Source organism: Pseudoprimorskyibacter insulae (genome assembly GCF_900302505.1).
In the GTDB taxonomy this organism is placed as follows: Bacteria; Pseudomonadota; Alphaproteobacteria; order Rhodobacterales; family Rhodobacteraceae; genus Pseudoprimorskyibacter; species Pseudoprimorskyibacter insulae.
This window is the reverse complement of the sequence record NZ_OMOJ01000010.1, coordinates 73868-92779: the sequence shown is the minus strand read 5'-3', so window position 1 is coordinate 92779 and position 18912 is coordinate 73868. Positions and strand designations below refer to the sequence as shown.

Here is an 18912-nt window from a genome sequence, read left to right as displayed (position 1 = left end):
CTTCGGCCGGGCGCGGGCGGCCCTGCACCTCGGGGTGCCCGTTTACCGTGATATCCGCGATATAGGTCAGCACCTTGGTGCCCCGGTCACGGCGCTTTTTGAACTGGAACAGCTCGGGCGTCGTGTCGATGAACTTGGTGGTGTATTGGTTCGTCAGGAAAGTCGGGTGCTTGAGCAGGTTGATCACGAAGTCGATGTTCGTGCTGACGCCCCGAATGCGGAATTCGCGCAGGGCGCGGTCCATCCGGGCAATCGCCTTTTCTGGCGTCTGCGCATGGGCGGTGACCTTGACCAGCAGCGAGTCATAATAGCGGGTGATCACCCCGCCCGCATAGGCCGTGCCGCCGTCCAGACGGATGCCCATACCGGTGGCCGAGCGATAGGCGGTGATGCGGCCATAGTCGGGGATAAAGTTGTTGGTCGGATCTTCGGTCGTCACGCGGGTTTGCAGGGCGTGGCCGTGCAGACTGATATCGGCCTGGCTGGCGGCGCCGGTGGCCTCGGCCAGCGTCTTGCCCTCGGCGATCAGGATTTGCGCCTGAACGATGTCGATACCGGTGACTTCTTCGGTGACGGTGTGTTCCACCTGAACGCGGGGGTTCACCTCGATGAAATAGAACTTGCCGGTTTCCATATCCATCAGGAACTCGACCGTGCCGGCGCATTCGTAGTTCACGTGCTGACAGATCTTTTTGCCAAGCTCGCAAATCTCGGCGCGCTGTTCTTCGGACAGGTACGGCGCGGGGGCGCGCTCGACGACCTTCTGGTTGCGACGCTGCACCGAGCAGTCGCGCTCGAACAGGTGATAGATCTGGCCGTGGCTGTCGCCAAGGATCTGCACCTCGACGTGGCGCGCGCGGAGGATCATCTTTTCCAGATATCCTTCGCCGTTGCCAAAGGCGGCCTCGGCCTCGCGGCGACCTTCCAGAACCTTTTCCTTCAGCTCGTCAGGGCCGTTGATCGGACGCATCCCGCGACCGCCGCCGCCCCAGCTGGCTTTCAGCATCAGGGGATAGCCGATTTCGGCGGCTTCCTTGGTGATGGCGGCGAAATCATTGCCCAGAACTTCGGTGGCGGGAATGACCGGCACGCCCGCCTGGATCGCCACGCGGCGGGCCGAGGCCTTGTCGCCAAGCGCGCGCATGGTTTCGGCTTTGGGGCCGATAAAGGTGATGCCATTGGCGGCGCAGGCGTCCACGAAATCGGGGTTTTCCGACAACAGGCCATAGCCCGGATGGATCGCATCCGCACCGCTTTCCTTGGCAACACGGATAATCTCGGGGATCGACAGATAGGCAGCAACGGGGCCAAGACCTTCGCCGACCTTATACGCCTCGTCCGCTTTAAAGCGGTGCAGCGAGAGTTTGTCTTCCTCGGCATAAATCGCGACTGTCCGTTTCCCCATCTCATTGGCAGCCCGCATCACGCGGATGGCAATTTCACCACGGTTGGCTATGAGGACTTTCTGGAAACTACTCATTCGGCAAAGCTCCTCGTATCGGAAGGTCTTAAAAAAATTCGCGCCCCAATCCAGGAAAAGGGCGCGAAGCGAGCATTCGAAATGTTGTTAGGCTTCGATGCCAACCTTTTCCTCAAGGTCCGCCATGCTTTCACCGCCGGCCATCAGGTCGGCGATTTCTTCGCGGGTTTTGTCACCCTTTTTGAAGTCGGCCGCGATCGAGCCGCGGATAAGCACAGCAAAGTGGTCACCCACAGCCAATGCATGCATGACTTGATGCGTGATGAAGATCACAGCAAGGCCACGCCGCTTGGCTTCATTGACGATACGCAGAACATGCGCGGACTGCTTCACACCGAGTGCCGCTGTAGGCTCGTCCAGGATCAGCACGCGCGCTCCGAAATAGACCGCGCGGGCAATGGCAAGAGACTGACGCTCACCTCCCGACAGGCCACCGACGAGGCGGTCTCCATCCTCGATCCGCGTGATCCCGAAATTACGCACTTCATGAACGGCGATGTCATTGGCCTTTTTGCGGTCAAAGACCTTGAATGGTCCCCAACCTATGGTAGGCTCGACTCCGGCGAAAAAACTGCGGCTGATCGACATCAGTGGGAACGTTCCGCCAAATTGGTGAACGCAGGCGATGCCAGCTTCTTGCGCCGCTTTCGGGCCTCTGAAACTGATTGGCTTGCCATCCATCAAAATTTCGCCGCGCGTCGGCGCGTGCACCCCGGCCATGGTTTTGATCAGGGTGGATTTTCCTGCGCCATTGTCACCCAGCAGGCAAAGAACTTCGCCGGCTCTTACAGACAGGTTGATTTTGTGCAGCACGTCGATTGGTCCGAAGGATTTGTCGACATTGCGCAATTCGAGGACGTTTTTTGTGTCGGACATAATCAGTCCTCCTTCTTGCTTGTGGACCAGCTCGTGGCCAACTTCTGGAACGTCCCGTTCATCAGAACCGCAGCAAGCAGCATTACCCCGATGATCAACTGGGACAGGTTTCGGTCGATGTCGGTATAGCCGATACCTTGCTGGACGATTCCCAAAGTCATGGTGCCAAAGAAGATACCAATCAGTGTGCCAAAGCCGCCGGTCAGAAGAACGCCTCCCACGACGCAGGCAATGATCGTATTGAAGATCAGCGGAAAGTTCGTCGCGGACTGCGCCGAATTGAACGCCGCCACCTGCAGCATCCCGGCAAAGGCTGTGCACACGGCGCTTAGCACGAAGAGTGAAATCTTCAGTCGATTCACTGGGATACCGGCATTACGTGCACTCTCAGCGTCACCGCCGACTGCGAAAATCCAGTTCCCCCACGGCGATTTATGCAAGACGAAGTAGAGGGCCGCCGACAATAGGATCCACCAAAACACCGAGGCGCGGAAGCCGAAATAGCGGTCACCAAGCAAGGCCTTAGCGAGTTCGGGGGCTTCATAGGCAACCTGAGGGCGGTTCACAAAGATCACCGATAGGGTCAGTGTCAGACCGCCGACAGCAAACAGCGTCGCCAGAGTGACGATGAATGAGGGCACTTGCGTGCGTGTGACCAGAATGCCGTTGATCAAACCAATGCCTGCGGCCATGGCGAAGGTAATGATCATTCCAAGGCCAAGCGGCAATTCGTACGGGCCACACAAAATACCGAGAGTCATTGCGGATGCGGGCATAATTGCGCCTACGGAAATGTCGAGCTCACCCGCAATCATCAAGAACCCGACCGGGATTGCGACAATTCCAATCATGGATGCAAAATTCATCCAGTTGGCGATCCCGAAGACACTAAGAAAGTTCTTGTGAAAGCCAAATGCTGCAAAGATGCAAAAGACCAAGACCATGCCGACAAAGGCACCCATTGCTGGGCTGCGCATGAGTTCGCCGACCGAAAAATGGCTGGCTTTTGGTTTTGAGCTTTTGGCTACTTGAATGGCGTCTGACATGAGCTCACTCCCCTATTTTTGTTTACGGCGCTGCAGCGGATTAATCTGGCCGGGCAGGTCACCCGGCCAGATCATCGGCTTCTTTGTGATTAGCGAGTGCCTGCCTCAACACCGGCGAAGGTGGCGTCAATGTTCGAGGCGTCAACGATTGCCGGGCCAGTCAGCACCGGAGCGGTAGCGATCTTGGTGCCAAAATCGATGTGGGCAGCAAGCGTGGAGACCGACAGAAAGCCCTGATAGTAAGGGGTCTGGTCAATCGCCATGGTTTGCGTGCCCGCCTTGATCCGATCCAATGTGGACGGGCTCAAATCGAATGTGCCCAGTTTGACGGTGTCTGTCTTTCCAAGGCTGTTGATCGCACCATAGGCGGCGTCAGCAGCCCAAGTTGCCAGAGTGATGACCGCATCAATGGACGGATCACCGTTCAGCTCGGCCTCAATCGCGGCCGACGTGCCTGCGACGTCTTGGTCGAGGTTGGCGGGCAACGGCAGTTCGCGAGCGCTTGCGCCGACTTCAGTGGCGCCGTCTACGACGCCGCGGCAGCGCGCGTCCAGGTTTGCAGTGCCGGGGGTTTGGTTGTGGCAAAGAATGTTCTTTGCGCCGGCCTTGGCAAGGTATTTCCCGCCTTCATATCCGGCAGTGTACTCTTCCGAACCGAAGTAGTTCAGCGCGCCGGATTCTTCGAGAGAGTCGCTGCCGCCGTTCAGAAGGGTGACTTTGATCCCGGCGTCGATCGCTGCTTTGATCGCGGGAAGTTGGGCTTCGGGCACCGGAAGAACAGTCGCGATCCCGTCGACACCTTGCGCGGTGGCTTGTTCGATCAGAACGGCCAAATCGGGGCCGTAGTTTTCGTAGCCTTGGGTTTGCAGGATGGTCAGCGAACCACCCCGTGCTTCCACCAGAACCGCGGCGTCTTCCGCACCTTTTTTCACAACGTTCCAGAACGCATCCTGGTTCGAGCCGATCACAAGTGCGATGTCTGCCGCCATGGCCGACCCCGCTGTAATCGACGCGACCACTGCTCCTACGATAGTTTTCTTAAAGTTCATGTCGTTTCTCCTCCCTGATTTGGACCGCGAGATTGCGGTACGACATCTAAGTTTGGCCGAAATGGCCATTTATGCACTGAAATCGAGTGCAATCCGATGGGTCGAAATTTGCTCGACCGTTTTCATTCCGCTGGCACGATCAGCGAAGAATTCGCTTTTGCTCCTTGGTAAAGGGCCGGTACGTCCAGAGACGAAACTGGTTGCCACGTGCCCGTTTGCAACGAGACTACACCGGCCTCTGCGACGAGTGTTGAACACAACCCGTCCCAGGCGTTTGCTAGCCTCGGGTCGGTCGCACCGCGTGAGATTCCGTTAATCCACGCCTTGTTTTGCAGCCGGTAGGCATCGGCAAATCGCGGGCGCCAGTCGGCATCGAACCGTTGCACAGATTTAAGCGACGCGTTGTAGGTCGCGTGAACGGGCGCCTTCAGATCCACGCTGCCCGTGCTGCCGACCAATTCGCAGCGCACGTCATAGCCGTAAGCGGCATTGTTGTTCACCTCGATATTGACCATCTGGCCATCGGCGGTTTTCAGAATCAGAAACACCGGAGCGATGGCATTCTTGCTGGGCATTTGAACCGCAATCACTGAGACATATTCGGAACCCAACACGAATCTGCAAATGTCGAACTCATGTGGCGCGGAATTGGAAATCGCCATCTCGCCCGTGAACCATTCGGGCGCGGTCACGTTGCGATGAAAATTATGCATCATCAGCGCGTCACCGACTAAGCCGTCTTCCATGGCGGACTTCATTGCGCCGTAGGCGGGATCGAACCGACGCATGAAGCCTACATGAACCCGACGTTCGCCAAGGCGGTTCTCCGCCTCGATCACGCGCTGCGTATCTTGCGACGTCGGTGCCAACGGCTTTTCGCACAAAACATGCTTGCCGGCTTCCATCGCCGCGATGGTCAGATCGGCATGGGTGCTGTCGGGGCTTGCAATCAGAACCGCATCGACATCGGCACGGCTGAGCGCCTCGAGGGGATCCGTCAGGACATGCGCTGCGCCCAGCTGGTCGCCCAGTTCCCGCGCGCGGGTGCCGTTGGCATCGCAAATAACCTGCAAGGCCGCACCCGGAACATCGGATGTAAGGATCCTTGCATGGTCTGCGCCCATCACGCCCGTTCCAATGACTGCAACACGAACCGACATTATTCTACGAGCCTCACCGCGGGGCCGGGGGCTTGTCCGTCGTATCCGCCCCAAACCGATTGGTCATAATGGATGACAGCACCAGTCATGATTCCGGCGTCTTCGGAGGCGAGGAACAAGGCCGCCCGCGCAACTTCGCGCGGATCGATCAAACGCCCGAAAGGTAGACCTGCATTGGCTTTCGATTCCCAATCCGGATCTCCGGATTCCGCAAGTTGAAGTTCGCGCTCGTGGTCCGAGGCCATCCAGCCAATATCAAGCTGGTTAACGTGAATGCCATTGCGCATCAGGGCATAGCCCGAGCTGCGGGTCAGCGTGGACAGTGCGGCCTTGGACGCGCAATAGGGCGCGATAAAGGGCTGTCCGGCATTGGACGAGGTGGACCCGATATTCACGATCCGGCCGCCTTTGCCGTCGCGCTCCATGATTTTGACTGTGTCTTGCATCAAAAAGAACGGTGCGCGGGTATTGACCGCGAACATCCGGTCGAACAGATCTGGGGTCGTGTTCAACAGGTTCCCGCGATCCGTCAGTCCGGCTGCATTGACCAGAATATCGACCGTGCCAAAGGCCTTGTCTGCAGCCGGGATGATCCGCAGAACATCATCGATATTCGCTAGATCCGCAGCGATCATTTCGACCGGCACGCCGGTTTCGGCGCTGATTTCAGCCGCTTTGGCTTGACCTTTTTCTAGTCCGCGACCGACGATGGCGATACCTGCGGCACCGGCCTGCGCAAACAGCAACGCCGCGGTGGCTCCTAAGCCTTGCGTGCCACCCGTGATGACCGCAATTTTCCCGTCAATTCTGTTCATGCTCCGACGACCTCGTAACCAGCCGCGTTAAGGACGCGGAAAAGCTCAGTCCGGCCCTTTTTGGCCATTTCAAGGGGGGGATTTGCGATGGGGTCCTGTTCGGCTTCGATGACGAACCACCCCTCATAGCCTTTGCCAGCCAGTGCCTTTGCAATGGCCTCGAAATCCAGGCTGCCGTCACCGGGCACCGTAAAGGCGCCTTTTATGACCGCGTCCAGAAAGCTCTCTTTCGAACGGTCCAGACCACCCACGACGTCACCCCGAATGTCTTTTGCATGGACGTGGCTGATGCGTTTGTGGTGGTTTTCGATCACACGGAAATTGTCACCACCGGCAAATGCCATATGGCCTGCATCGAACAAAAGCGGGACCGAGGAATGCTTCATGAAGAGGTCGAGCTCGGCTTCGGTTTCCACGGCGGCAGCCATGTGGTGGTGATAGCTCAGTGGCATCCCCTCCTTGGCGCACCAGTCCGCGAAATCGGAAATCTTGCGACCGTAGGCCGCCATCTCGGCCTCAGACAGCTTGGGCTTTTGCGCCAGAGGCGTGTGGCGTTCGCCCTGAACCGAGCGCGCGGTCTCGCCATAGGCGATGCAAGGCGCGCCAGCCGCTTTGAAGAAGGCGTGCTGCTCTGCGATGCGGTCCTTCTCCACCTCGATGTCGTCATCCAGCAGCAGGCCGGAGAACCAGCCGCCGCAGACAGAGACGCCATGCTTGTCGAGCACCGGACCCAACTCCGCCATGTTCATGGGGAAGCGGCGGCCGGTCTCCATGCCGGTGAGCCCGGCCTCGGAGGCCTGCCTTAGGCACTCGTCGAGGCTGACATCATCCGAGAGTTCCTCGAGATCATCGTTCCACCACGCGATCGGGGCAATGCCAAGTTTCGCTTTCAACATTACTGTTTAGACTCCATGCCGCTGTTTTTTGCGGAATTCTTCTTGTCCCTTGCGGGCCTCGTTGACCGAAGCGCGAGGGCTGACCTCCGGAACGCCGACATACCAATCGGCCCCGCCGGGGGTCCAAGTGTAGGCGTCGGAATTGATGCAGATGACGGTGGTGGCATCGGTGGTTTGCGCCCATTCCATTGCGGCCTCAAGGTCGGCGAGGCTGTCGCACTGGCGGGCATAGGCTCCCATCGCCTCGGCGTGCTTGACGAAATCGACATGGCGCACGTTAGTCGGATCCAGGACGCGGCTGTCTTTGAGCAGGTTGTTGAAACCCGCGCCGCCCATGCCGGTTTGCAGCCGGTTGATGACCCCGAAGCCGCCATTGTCGCAAACGACGACAATCATCTTGTGTCCGGCGATCACGGACGAATGGATGTCCGAGTTCATCATCATGTAGGACCCGTCGCCCAACATGACGATCGGCGTGCCTTTGCCGCCCATTGCCATCGCGTGACCCCAGGCGCCCGCGATCTCGTAGCCCATGCAGGAAAAGCCGAACTCGCAGTCGAAGGTATGCGGCGACTTGCAGCGCCAGTTCTTGATGGTCTCACCCGGCAGGCCACCCGCGGCCGTGATCAGCACGTCGTCGGGCCGCGCGACCTTGTTCACAACCGCAATGACCTGCGCGTAGGACGGAACGGCCTGATTGGTCGGGGCTTGCCCTTCGTCCAGGAGTTCGTTCCATTCCTTGTACCAAGCCTGCGCTTGGACCATCCGCGCAGCCGGCGCGGTCCAGGCACCAAGCGCCGCGTCCAGTTCGATTATGCATTCCAGCGCATCTCCGACGACGGGCGTGGCGCGGTGTTTGAGCGAGTCAAAACGGGCGGCGTTGATGTTGATGAATTTGGCGTCCTTGGGAAAAGTCGTCCACGACCCCGTAGTGAAATCCTGCATGCGCGTGCCGATTGCGACGATGACATCCGCGGATTCGGATAGTTTCCGTGCGGCTTCGCTACCTTCGATGCCCATCGCGCCGACATAGACCGGGTGGTCGTGGCAGACCGCCCCTTTTCCCGCGATGGATTCGGCCATTGGAATGCCGCGTTTCTTAGCGAAAGCTGCGACCGCCTCCTCGGCACCGGAATAGCGCACGCCGCCGCCCGAGATGATCAGCGGGTTTTTCGCGGACTTCAGAATCTCGACGGCTTCGGCCACCTGATCGACAGAGGGACGCGGGCGCGGGATGGTCCAGATCTTTTCTTCGAAGAATTCCTCTGGATAGTCATAGGCCAGCTCTTGCGTGTCCTGCGGCAGACCGATGAACGCAGGGCCGCAATCGGCAGGATCGAGCATCGTGGCAATCGCCTGCGGCAACGACTGGATGATCTGCGCCGGATGCACGATGCGGTCCCAGTACCGGGTCACGGCCTTGAAAGAGTCGTTCACGGTCAGAGTGGGATCGCCAAAGTGTTCGACCTGTTGCAGCACGGGATCCGGCAGGCGGTTCACATAGGTGTCACCCGAGATCAACAGAACGGGCAAACGGTTCGCATGCGCCACGCCGGCGGCCGTCACCATATTCGTGGCACCAGGCCCGACGGACGAGGTCGCGATCATGATCTGACGGCGCTTTTTCGACTTGGCATATCCAATGGCGGCAAGCGCCATGGACTGTTCGTTTTGACCGCGCCAGGTGGGCAGTTGGTCTTGTACGCGCTCTAGCGCTTCCGCAAGGCAGGTGACATTGCCGTGACCGAAAATCCCGAAAACTCCCGCAAACAGAGGCACCGTTTCTCCGTCGATTCGAGTCTTTTGGGCGCAAAGATAGCGCACTAGAGCTTGCGCCATAGTGAGGCGCACGGTTTTCGAGTCCATGTAGGGTCCCTCCCGGATTGTTTCGCATGCGCCGCTCCACCGACGCTGTGCGAAATATATATTGACAAATATTGCAGTTTGCAACGATCATTGCAACAAGAAAAATGGGAGGCCACAATGCCACGAATTTCTGTACTCGGATGCGGACGAATTGGTCGTATGCATGCCGACAACATCGCAGCTCATCCGCAAGCAACACTGGCTGGTGTCTTTGATACTCATGCCCCGTTCGCTGCGGAGATCGCCGAAAAACATGGGGTTGCCAACTTTGCTTCCGCTGAAGAGGCGATCAATTCAGACAGCGTTGACGCAGTTCTGATCGCGACTCCGACCTCGACCCACGTCGAGTTCCTTGAGGCATGCGTCAAAGCCGGTAAAGCAGTACTTTGTGAGAAGCCGATCGACCTGTCTTTGGAACGGGTCAACGCTTTGGCCAAGCGAATCGAAGGCACGAACGTGCCAATTATGCTGGGTTTTGTGCGCCGCTTTGATCCGGGTCATGCGGCTGCCGAACGGGCGCGCGCGGCAGGTGAAATCGGTGAACTGCATCAGGTTACAATCACGTCGCGCGACCCCGGCATGGCCCCCGACGGTTACATCAAGACGTCGGGCGGTATATTCCGTGACATGACGATTCATGACCTGGATCTCGCGCGGTTCTTGCTTGGCGAAGAGGTGATAGAGGTTACAGCAACCGGCTCGCGCCTCGTGAATCCTGCCCTGATGGAGGAATGCAACGACTACGACACGGTTGTGGTCATCCTGAAGACCGCCAGCGGCAAGCAGGCTGTGATCACCAACTCCCGCGAAGCGGTTTATGGCTATGACCAGCGCATCGAACTCTTGGGTTCCAAGGGCATGCTGATCACCGACAACCACCACAATCACTCGATGAAAAAGTATCTGGCGAACGAGACCAATGTGTCCTCGCCCCTGCAGCACTTTTTTATCGAGCGCTACGGTGAAGCCTTTGACATCGAGATCAGCAAGTTTGTCGATGCCATCGAAAACGGAGCGCCGGTGCCGGTCGGTTTCGAGGATGGTCGTCTGGCCCTGCTGCTGGCCGATGCCTGTTTCAAGTCTGTGGCCGAGGGCCGCACCGTACTGACAAGCGAGTTTGCCTGACATGTATGAAAAATTCGGAATTTTCATCGACGGTGCCTGGACTTCGGGTTCAGGCACCGCCCAGGTCATGTCGCCCGTCACGGAAAAATCGCTCGGGACGATCGCGACCGCGTCCGTTGCCGTCACGCAAGCCGCGATCGAAGCGGCGGCCAAGGCCCTCCCGGCTCTGGTGGCCATGGGCGGGTTCGGCCGGGCTGACGCGCTGCACAAGGCGGCCGACGAGATGATCGCGCGGGCCGACGAGGCCGCGACGATGATCTCGACCGAGACCGGCAAACCCATTGCACAGGCGGGACGCGAATGGGTCCTCGCCTGTGACCAGTTCCGTTGGTACGCGGAAGAGGCGCGCCGTATCTACGGGCGGACCGTCGAAAGCCGTGTGCCCGGTGGGCGCTTTGAAATTAGCCGCGAGCCTGTGGGCATCGTCGGCGCGTTCACCGCCTGGAATTTTCCGGCCGCTCTTCCGGCGCGCAAACTCGCCCCTGCCCTTGCGGCCGGCTGCCCCGTGGTCCTGCGGCCGTCGTCGCAGACCCCCGGCGTTGCAATGGTCATGGTTGACTGTCTGCGCGCGGCGGGCCTGCCGGACGGGGCGGTCAACCTCGTCGTCGGCAACACCGACCAGACCTATGGCCCCATCATGGCAGACCCACGCGTGCGCAAGGTTTCGCTCACGGGCTCGACGCGCGTCGGACAGCAAATGATCCGCGATGCGGCCGAGACGGTCAAAAAAGTCTCGATGGAGCTTGGCGGCAACGCGCCGCTGATCGTGTACGATGATGCGGATCTGGATATGGCGCTCGACGCGATCGTTGCCACGAAATACGCGAACTGCGGGCAGGTTTGCGTGACCCCTGACCGCATGTTCGTCCACGAAGCCCTGTATGAGCGGTTTGTCGAGGGCTTTGTGGCCCGCACGAGCAAGATCAAGCTGGGTGATGGCCTGGATCCGAGCGTGGGGATGGGGCCGCTGATCAATGCGCGCAGCCTCGAGACGATCGACCGGATCGTTCAGGATGCCGTATCGGGTGGCGCGACCCTTGCTTTTGGCGGCAAGCGGGCTTCGGCCTTCAACACGGGCCACTTCTACGAACCAACCGTCCTGACCAATGTGTCCGACGATCAGGAGGTGTTCGCAGAGGAAAACTTCGGCCCCGTCGCGGCCATCACTTCGTTTTCCAGTGACGACGAGGTTCTGGCCCGGGCGAACAACTCCACCATGGGGCTGTCTGCCTATGCTTTTACCGCCTCGCCCGAGCGCGCGCGCAGGACGGTCAAGGCTTTGAAGGCCGGCATGGTGGGGATCAACAGCTTTGCTTTGGCCGCTTCCGAAGCCCCCTTTGGCGGCACCAATTTCTCCGGTCTGGGCCGGGAAGGCGGCAGCGAAGGCATTGAGGACTACCTTGACACCAAGCTCGCCCAGATCGTGTTCTGAGGAGCCATCATGTCAATTAACAAAGTGAAAACCCTCTGGGCCGAGGGCAAACCCGTGTTGCATGGCTGGCTTTCCATCGGCAACCCGTTCACCGCCGAGATCATGGCCGCGCAGGGTTATGATGCAATCTCCATCGACATCCAGCACGGCGCGCTCGATTATTCTGCGGTGCTGCCGATGTTTCAAGCGATGCGCGCCAGCGGCGTGACCATCGGGGCGCGTGTGCCGTGGCTCGAACCCGGTATTATCATGAAAGCCCTCGATGCGGGGGCGATGAACATCATCTGCCCGATGATCAACACCGCCGAGCAAGCCGCCGAATTTGTCAGCTACATGCGTTACCCGCCGCACGGCCAGCGCAGTTTCGGACCCACCCGGGCGGGCGTCGCCCTACCCGGCTACGGTCTGAGGATGAACTCAGAGGTCCTGGCCCTTGCGATGATCGAAACCGCCGAAGGTGTCGCAAACCTGGACGCCATTGCGGCGACGCCGGGCCTTGACGGGATCTACGTCGGCCCTGCCGATCTGACGCTCGGCACTCAGGAAGGCCGGCTCGCTCCGGGGTTCGATCGTGAAGAACCGGAGATGATCGAGCTTATCCAGCACATCGCAATGGTCTGTGAAAAGAACGGCATCAAGGCCTGCCTGCATTGTGGCACTCCGGAATACGCCGCCAAGGCCATCGGTTGGGGCTATAGCCTGACAACCGTCTCCGGGGACACCCGACTTTTGGCGGGAGCCGCAGCCGCCAGCGTCAAGCGTTTTCGCGATCTGACCGGCACCCAGGAGGCTCCGGCGGCCGGGGCGGTCTCAAAAGGAGGAGCATACTGATGGTACATATTGTTGTTGCGGGGCCTTTGCATGCATCGGGCAGAGCCATTCTGGACAATGCCAAAGACGTGACGGTCACCTATATCGCAGAGACCTCCGAGGCGAGCCTCGCCGCCGAGATCGCTGGCGCGGATGCGGTCTTGCTTCGAACGCAGCCCTTGGGCGCGCGGACCGTCGATCTTGCGCCGAACCTCAAGATAGTCTCGCGCCACGGCGTCGGTTATGACGCGGTCGACTTGGCGGCGCTCAACCGTCGCGGCATTGCCTTGTCGGTTTGTGGCGATGTCAATTCCACCTCGGTTGCCGAACATTCCGCCATGATGATCCTTGCCGCGTGCAAACGCGCGCTCCGGTCCGATATATCTGTGCGGACTGGGCCGTGGGAATGGCGCAATAAGCTCGAGGCCCGGGATGTGAGCGGGCAGAACCTTCTGCTGGTCGGCTACGGTCGCATTGGCCGTAGGACCGCGGACATGATGCGGGCATTCAACATGAATGTGCGCGCCTTTGATCCCTACCTGATGAAACAAGGTTGGCCCGAAAACGGCGTTCCTTGCGTGGAAACGCTCGACGATGGGCTGGCTTGGGCGGATGTCCTGTGCTTTTGCCTGCCGCACACGGGCGCGCCCTTGATCGGCGCGGCGGAATTCGAGCGGATGCGCGACGGTGTCGTGGTGGTGAATACCTCTCGCGGCGGCATCCTCGATGAACATGCCATGATCGCGGCCCTCGCCAGCGGCAAGGTCGGCGCGGCCGGACTTGATGTCTTCCACCAGGAACCGATGCCTCATGACCATCCCTTGGCAGGCTTCGACCAGGTCCTGCTCTCGCCTCATATCGGTGGATTGACGCTGGATGCCGCCGAACGCATGGCCGTTTCCTCGGCAGAAAACATTCTCGACTATTTCAACGGGACGATCGATCCCGCGTTGATCGTAAACAAGGACAAGTTCAATGTCGCCCTCCAAAACTAAAATCAAAGTCGGTCTGATCGGCACCGGCTTCATGGGCAAGGCCCACGCTTTCGGGTTCACCAATGCCTCGCGCGTCTTCGATCTTCCGGTCGAAGTCGAGCTGGACACCGTCGCGGACATCAACGAGGCCGAAGCCGGGCGTGCGGCGCGTGCCTTCGGATTTGCCAAGGCGACCGCCGATTGGCGTGACATCATTGCCGACCCTGAAATCGGGATCGTCTCGATCACGGCGCCCAACGCCCTGCACAAGGAGATGGCGCTGGCGGCGATTGCCGCGGGCAAGCATGTCTATTGCGAAAAGCCCCTTGCACCGCTTGCGCAGGATGCACGTGAGATGGCCGAGGCCGCCGAGGCTGCGGGCGTGAAAACGCAAGTCGGGTTCAACTATCTGTGCAATCCGATGCTGAAACTTGCCCGCGCCATGATCGAGGCGGGCGAGCTGGGTGAAATCCGCGGCTATCGCGGGCTGCACGCCGAAGATTACATGGCGGATGCCACTGGCCCGCTCACCTTCCGCCATGACCCGGCCGGCGGCGGCGCCCTGGCCGATCTCGGCAGCCACGCCTTGGCCACAGCCGAATTCCTGCTGGGCTCCGTGACCGATGTCATGGGCGATTGCGTGACGGTCATCGACGCCCGCAAGGACGCAAGCGGCGCGACGCGCAAGGTCGAGGTCGACGACATCGGACGTGCCTTTTTGCGGTTCGAAAACGGGGCCTCGGGTTCCATCGAAGCCAATTGGGTCGCGACGGGCCGCAAAATGCAGCACGATTTCGAAGTGTTCGGGTCCAAAGGCGCGCTCGCCTTCAGCCAGGAACGCTTCAACGAACTGCATTTCTATTCGACGGACGATGCCGCAGGGCGTCAGGGATTTCGCAGGATCGAGGCCGCGCCTGCGCACCCTCCTTACGGGCTGTTCTGCGTCGCGCCCGGGCATCAGATCGGGTTCAACGACCTCAAGGCGATCGAGGTCGCAGGCTACCTGAGCGCCATCAACGGAGACGGCGCAGAGCCGTTCAATTTCCGCGCAGGGCTTCGCATCCAGACATTGCTAGAGGACATCCAGCAGTCTTCCCGGGAACGCGCCTGGCGCAAAGTGAGCGGATAAGATGACTGTACGTTATGGCGTCGTCGGCGCAGGATGGATTTCGCAGATTGCCTTTCTGCCCGGTGTGGATTTGACCGGAAACTCCAAGACCACTGCCCTGGTCAGTGGCAATCGCGAGACGTCGAGGCGTCTCGCGGAATTCTACGATATCGAGCACACATTCACGTACGACCAGTATGAGGAAATGCTTGCCGCCGATGTGGTGGATGCGGTCTATATCGCTCTGCCCAATTCCATGCATGCCGACTATGCGATCCGTGCCGCGAAGGCGGGCAAACATGTAATCGTCGAAAAGCCCCTCGCGATTTCCGCAGCCGAATGCCAGGCGATGATCGAGGCGGCCGAGGCAGCGGGCGTTTACCTGATGACCGCGTACCGGTTGCACAACGAGCCGGGAACGGTCCATGCGTTGGAGCTTATCCGGTCCGGTGCGATCGGGGACCCGAGGGTCTTTTCGTCAGTGTTCTCGTTTCAGGCCGGCGCGGACAATCATCGGCTCAAAGCCTCCCATTGGGGCGGGCCTTTGCAAGATATAGGCATTTATTGCGTGAATGCCGTTCGCCATATCTTTGCCGACGAACCTGTCGAAGTCACCGCTGTTCGCAATCACACTGACGACCCGCGGTTCAGCGAAGTCGAGGAAACCTTTGCCGCCACGATGATGTTCCCCAAGGGCCGCGTGGCACAATTCGTTACAAGCTTCGGAGCAGAACAGCTTGATATGTACCGCATCGCCGGAACTGAGGGCGAAATCGCGGTCGAACGCGCGTATGACTTCCAATCGCCGACCATCGTTCGACTGACGCGCGGCGCGGAGGTCATCGAGCATGTCTTCGAGCAAACCGACCAGTTTGCGGGGCAAGTCGGCTATTTCTCCGACTGCATCGCCGCAGGGGCTGCGCCGGAGGCCTGCGGCGAAGAGGGGCTCGCGGATGTCGAGATCCTCTTGGCTATGGAGGAAGCGGCCAAGACTGGAACCGCACAGAAAATTGAGCTAGACCAACGCACGAGACATCCTGACGCGACTATGGTCCGCCGCTTTGCCCCGACTGGGAGACGGTTGATGGTCTAAGGCAGGGGCTTGGAGGAGCAAACCGCTGGACAAAACGACGACACCCCCGCCGAAGGATTACGAAGCGCTTGTGTTGCTCATACACGAGCGCTTCGAAACCATGAGCAAGACCTATCAGCAAATCGCGCGTTTCCTGACGCAAAACCCGAATGAAGTGGCGGTTCATTCGGTGAATGCTATTGCTCAGCGATGTGGCACGCACGCTTCAAGCTTTGTCCGCTTTGCACAGGCCCTTGGGTATTCCGGGTTTAAAGATGTCCAGATGCTTTTCCAAAAACGCCTGGAAACGGCCGCTCCGGGATTTGAAGCGCGCATCCGTGTATTGGAAGATGAGCTTGAAAATCGGGACGACCCGACTGACTTCGGTTTTTTGCGCGAACTGGTCGTCAAAGACATTGCAGCACTTCAGTCGCTCTTGGATGACGTAGACGCCGCGCAATTGTCTCATGCTGCTGATCTACTGAGTGAAGCAAATACCGTTTATCTTTTGGGTCAACTCCGGTCGGCCCCGGTTGCCGAATTCCTCCGCTATATGCTCACCATGATCGGAAAACGCTGCGTGATGCTCGATCCGAGCGGCGGGCTTGCCACACACATGGCCAAAACGATGACAAAACAAGACGTACTGGTTGCTGTCTCGTTCCGCTATTATGCCAACGAAGTCGTCTCAATAGTGCATGACGCCCGCGAAAAAGAAATAAAAACTGTTGCGATTTCTGACAGTACACTTTCCCCACTCGCTAAATCTGCTGATGCGTTTTTCGCGGTGCCGGAGCATAGACATACGTTTTCAAGGTCTATTGCGGCGCCATCATGCGTCGCGCAAGCTATTGTCCTTGCAACGGCGGCCCGCCTGCAAAGCGGCTCAGCGCATCCTGAAATTCCGATCGTGACGCAAGTTTGATCGTCTCTGTCTTATTCTCAATGTGGTAGTCCGCCCATTCTCAACGTATTGAATTCCTTAAACTTACACGGCCTTCTAAGAGTTTGCCCCACTCGAGATCATGAATATCGTGCAGGGCTCGCAGTTTACGTCCTTCGAAGCGACCGAACGACTTACACTGATCGGCGCCAGGGTCGCGATTAACTGCAATGGGCGCGGCCTTGACGGTCTCTTCATCAGGCTTCTCTGGCGATCCCCAAACGACATTAGGTAATATATACATGGGCTTATACAATTTTTGGCGGGCAGAGGCGGATGGCTGTTCCTGGCAAGAGCCAGAGAAAGGGAAGCCCGGGTGCCGGGCTTGAAAGGATAGAGAGAGGCTCATCCGGGTCCGGCGTGACAAGGACCCTGACCATGGCCAAGACCACGACCCGCCCGAAGCCCGCCAGCGCGAAGAAAACCGAAGGCACCGGGTTGGCCGCGCCTGACGGCGCCGCCGACATCCGAATGATCCCGCTCGATCAGTTAGAGCCGAGCCCGCTCAACGTCCGCAAAGTCGCGGCAAGCGCCAGCGATGATGCAGAACTCCTCGCCAGCATCCGCGAGACGGGCATCAAACAGAACCTGGTGGTTCATCCGCTCTCCGAGACACGTTTTGCGGTCGATGCCGGCGGTCGTCGCCTCAAGGCGCTGAAACAGCTTGCCGAGGACGGCGTAGTCCCCGCAGACCACCCGGTGCCCTGCCTTGTGGAAGACGAGCGCAACGCCGTCCTCACTTCCGCCACAGAAAACCTCCAGCGCGCGGCGATGCACCCGGCCGACCAGTTCGAAGCGTTCGACAAGATGATCGCCGAGGGGCGAAGCGAGGACGAAATCGCGCTGAAGTTCGGCGTTTCCGTCGACCTCGTGCGCCGTCGTTTGAAACTCCCCCGTGTCGCGCCCGAGATCATCGAGCAGTTCCGCGCGGGCGATCTGACCCTCGAATGCGTGATGGCGTTCACGCTGACAGACGGTCACGATCGCCAACTGGCGGTCTGGAACGCGGTGAAAGGCGGCTATCACATGCACCCGCAGAGCATTAAACGCCATCTGACCGAGACCGCGTACTCGGCGAACTCGGCCCTCGGGCGCTTTGTCGGAATCGAGGCCTATGAGGCGGCGGGCGGGGTTCTCCTGCGCGATCTCTTCGACGATCGTGCCAGCGCCCATATGGAAAATTCCGAGCTCCTCGAGCGCCTCGCCATCGAAAAGCTGCAGGCTGCGGCCAAACCCTTCGAGGCGGCGTGGAAATGGGTCGAGGTTCACCTCTCGGTGGATTACGGCGCGTTTCGCAGTTTCGGGCGGCTACATGCGCGCGACCTGATCGGGACCGGGCCACGATCGCCGCGCCGCGGGGCGCCCTATACCTTTGTGACGACCGAGCAGTTTCTTGTCGCCTTTGGGTTGGAAAGTCTACGCGATCTTCCAGATCGTGAGCAGCTAGAGGATGCGGGGGTTGCAGGTGGAGCGCCACAGGTCGATTTCGGTTAACGCGCTGCCGATGCTGAGGGTGAAGTCCGCCGTTCCGCTTGTCGTTTCATTCGCCGTAGAGCGACTCATGCGAAATCTCAGAAATATGCACTATTTCAAGGCGATAATCGTACCATACTATGGGATATCGTTTCATGGCCATGTCGGATCAAGTCATTCTCGACTTTGTCGGCGAGAACCCGGGTGCCGGATGCGATGCAATCCGGTAGGGCGTTGCAAGGGATGTGAGCGAAACCACTGTATGGTGCCTCTTGAAACGCATGGTGGAAGAAGGTCGCCTCGAGGTATCCGGCAAGGGTAGGGCCACTGGATACAGGATCGCCGGGGTTGCGGTCGTCCGGGCGCATTTGTCGACGCCGTACAGCAGGCGAGCACCGGTGTGCTATCGACCGCAGTTTCCCGATGCATACGTTCCGGGAAAGACTTGGTATCTGTCTGCACTTGACCGCGAAAGACTGTTGGAGGCTGGCCGTCCGCAGGGAGGCGAAGTTCCGGCCGGAACATACGCGCGCCGGATCCTTGAACAGCCTCTGGTCGATCTCAGCTGAGCGTCGTCCAGGATGGAGGGGAACACCTACGATATTTTGCAGACCGAGCGACTGTTTAGGTTTGGCGAGGAAGCTGCGGGATAACTCCGTCCGAGGAAAGGGGAAACTCGGCGCTCAGCCGATTTGTGCAACAGAGCCGGGCTGCGGGCCAAAAAATGTTTGCAAAAAATCGCCTCTCTCGTTAACCTCCATTGAATAGAATATTATTCTACTGAGTG

Annotated in this window: 15 protein-coding genes and 2 pseudogenes; 9 read left to right on the top strand and 8 right to left on the bottom strand. The window is 59.3% G+C overall.

Going from position 1 to position 18912, the window contains the following annotated elements; translation table 11 throughout:
* The 8 genes from PRI8871_RS16680 to iolD form a co-directional block, all read right to left on the bottom strand.
* Nucleotides 1-1480, bottom strand: a 1480-nt coding sequence (locus PRI8871_RS16680; RefSeq protein ID WP_146188703.1) for an ATP-binding protein, incomplete at its 3' end; no start/stop codon positions are given.
* Nucleotides 1481-1567: 87 nt separating this feature from the next.
* Nucleotides 1568-2356 carry an ATP-binding cassette domain-containing protein gene (locus tag PRI8871_RS16675; RefSeq protein WP_108887326.1) on the bottom strand — a complete coding sequence of 263 codons (789 nt, stop codon included), beginning with the start codon at nt 2354-2356 and terminating at the stop codon, nt 1568-1570.
* Nucleotides 2357-2358: 2 nt separating this feature from the next.
* Complete coding sequence (locus PRI8871_RS16670; RefSeq protein ID WP_108887325.1) at nt 2359-3402, bottom strand: ABC transporter permease; 1044 nt, start codon at nt 3400-3402, stop codon at nt 2359-2361.
* Nucleotides 3403-3491: 89 nt separating this feature from the next.
* Nucleotides 3492-4451, bottom strand: a complete 960-nt coding sequence (locus tag PRI8871_RS16665) for a substrate-binding domain-containing protein (RefSeq protein WP_108887324.1) — start codon at nt 4449-4451, stop codon at nt 3492-3494.
* Between the two features lie 122 nt (nt 4452-4573).
* Complete coding sequence (locus PRI8871_RS16660) at nt 4574-5611, bottom strand: Gfo/Idh/MocA family oxidoreductase (RefSeq protein WP_108887323.1); 1038 nt, start codon at nt 5609-5611, stop codon at nt 4574-4576.
* Nucleotides 5611-6426, bottom strand: a complete 816-nt coding sequence (locus PRI8871_RS16655) for an SDR family oxidoreductase (protein ID WP_108887322.1) — start codon at nt 6424-6426, stop codon at nt 5611-5613. The genes PRI8871_RS16660 and PRI8871_RS16655 overlap by 1 nt, the downstream gene beginning before the upstream one ends.
* A complete protein-coding gene (iolE, locus tag PRI8871_RS16650) occupies nt 6423-7322 on the bottom strand; it encodes a myo-inosose-2 dehydratase (RefSeq protein WP_245897918.1) in 900 nt (299 codons plus the stop codon). The genes PRI8871_RS16655 and iolE overlap by 4 nt, the downstream gene beginning before the upstream one ends.
* 6 nt (nt 7323-7328) lie before the next feature.
* Nucleotides 7329-9188, bottom strand: a complete 1860-nt coding sequence (gene iolD / locus PRI8871_RS16645; protein WP_108887321.1) for a 3D-(3,5/4)-trihydroxycyclohexane-1,2-dione acylhydrolase (decyclizing) — start codon at nt 9186-9188, stop codon at nt 7329-7331.
* Nucleotides 9189-9305: 117 nt separating this feature from the next.
* On the opposite strand from iolD, the gene iolG reads away from it, so the two are divergent.
* The 9 genes and pseudogenes from iolG to PRI8871_RS20255 form a co-directional block, all read left to right on the top strand.
* On the top strand, nt 9306-10313 hold the full coding sequence (gene iolG, locus PRI8871_RS16640; protein ID WP_108887320.1) for an inositol 2-dehydrogenase: 1008 nt from the start codon (nt 9306-9308) through the stop codon (nt 10311-10313).
* A gap of 1 nt (nt 10314) precedes the next feature.
* On the top strand, nt 10315-11745 hold the full coding sequence (locus PRI8871_RS16635) for an NAD-dependent succinate-semialdehyde dehydrogenase (RefSeq protein ID WP_108887319.1): 1431 nt from the start codon (nt 10315-10317) through the stop codon (nt 11743-11745).
* A gap of 9 nt (nt 11746-11754) precedes the next feature.
* Nucleotides 11755-12576 carry an HpcH/HpaI aldolase family protein gene (locus PRI8871_RS16630; protein WP_108887318.1) on the top strand — a complete coding sequence of 274 codons (822 nt, stop codon included), beginning with the start codon at nt 11755-11757 and terminating at the stop codon, nt 12574-12576.
* A complete protein-coding gene (locus PRI8871_RS16625; protein ID WP_108887317.1) occupies nt 12576-13550 on the top strand; it encodes a hydroxyacid dehydrogenase in 975 nt (324 codons plus the stop codon). Before PRI8871_RS16630 ends, PRI8871_RS16625 begins: the two co-directional genes overlap by 1 nt.
* A complete protein-coding gene (locus PRI8871_RS16620; protein WP_108887316.1) occupies nt 13531-14658 on the top strand; it encodes a Gfo/Idh/MocA family protein in 1128 nt (375 codons plus the stop codon). Before PRI8871_RS16625 ends, PRI8871_RS16620 begins: the two co-directional genes overlap by 20 nt.
* A gap of 1 nt (nt 14659) precedes the next feature.
* Nucleotides 14660-15730 carry a Gfo/Idh/MocA family protein gene (locus PRI8871_RS16615; RefSeq protein ID WP_108887315.1) on the top strand — a complete coding sequence of 357 codons (1071 nt, stop codon included), beginning with the start codon at nt 14660-14662 and terminating at the stop codon, nt 15728-15730.
* Nucleotides 15731-15800: 70 nt separating this feature from the next.
* Nucleotides 15801-16634: a MurR/RpiR family transcriptional regulator gene (locus PRI8871_RS16610; RefSeq protein ID WP_281258642.1), complete on the top strand. Its 834-nt coding sequence runs from the start codon at nt 15801-15803 to the stop codon at nt 16632-16634.
* 294 nt (nt 16635-16928) lie between these two features.
* Nucleotides 16929-17396 (top strand): annotated as a pseudogene (locus PRI8871_RS20260) (ParB/Srx family N-terminal domain-containing protein); the annotation flags it as partial.
* 558 nt (nt 17397-17954) lie between these two features.
* Nucleotides 17955-18146: pseudogene (locus PRI8871_RS20255) on the top strand (SMC-Scp complex subunit ScpB); the annotation flags it as partial.
* Between the last annotated feature and the right edge of the window lie 766 nt (nt 18147-18912).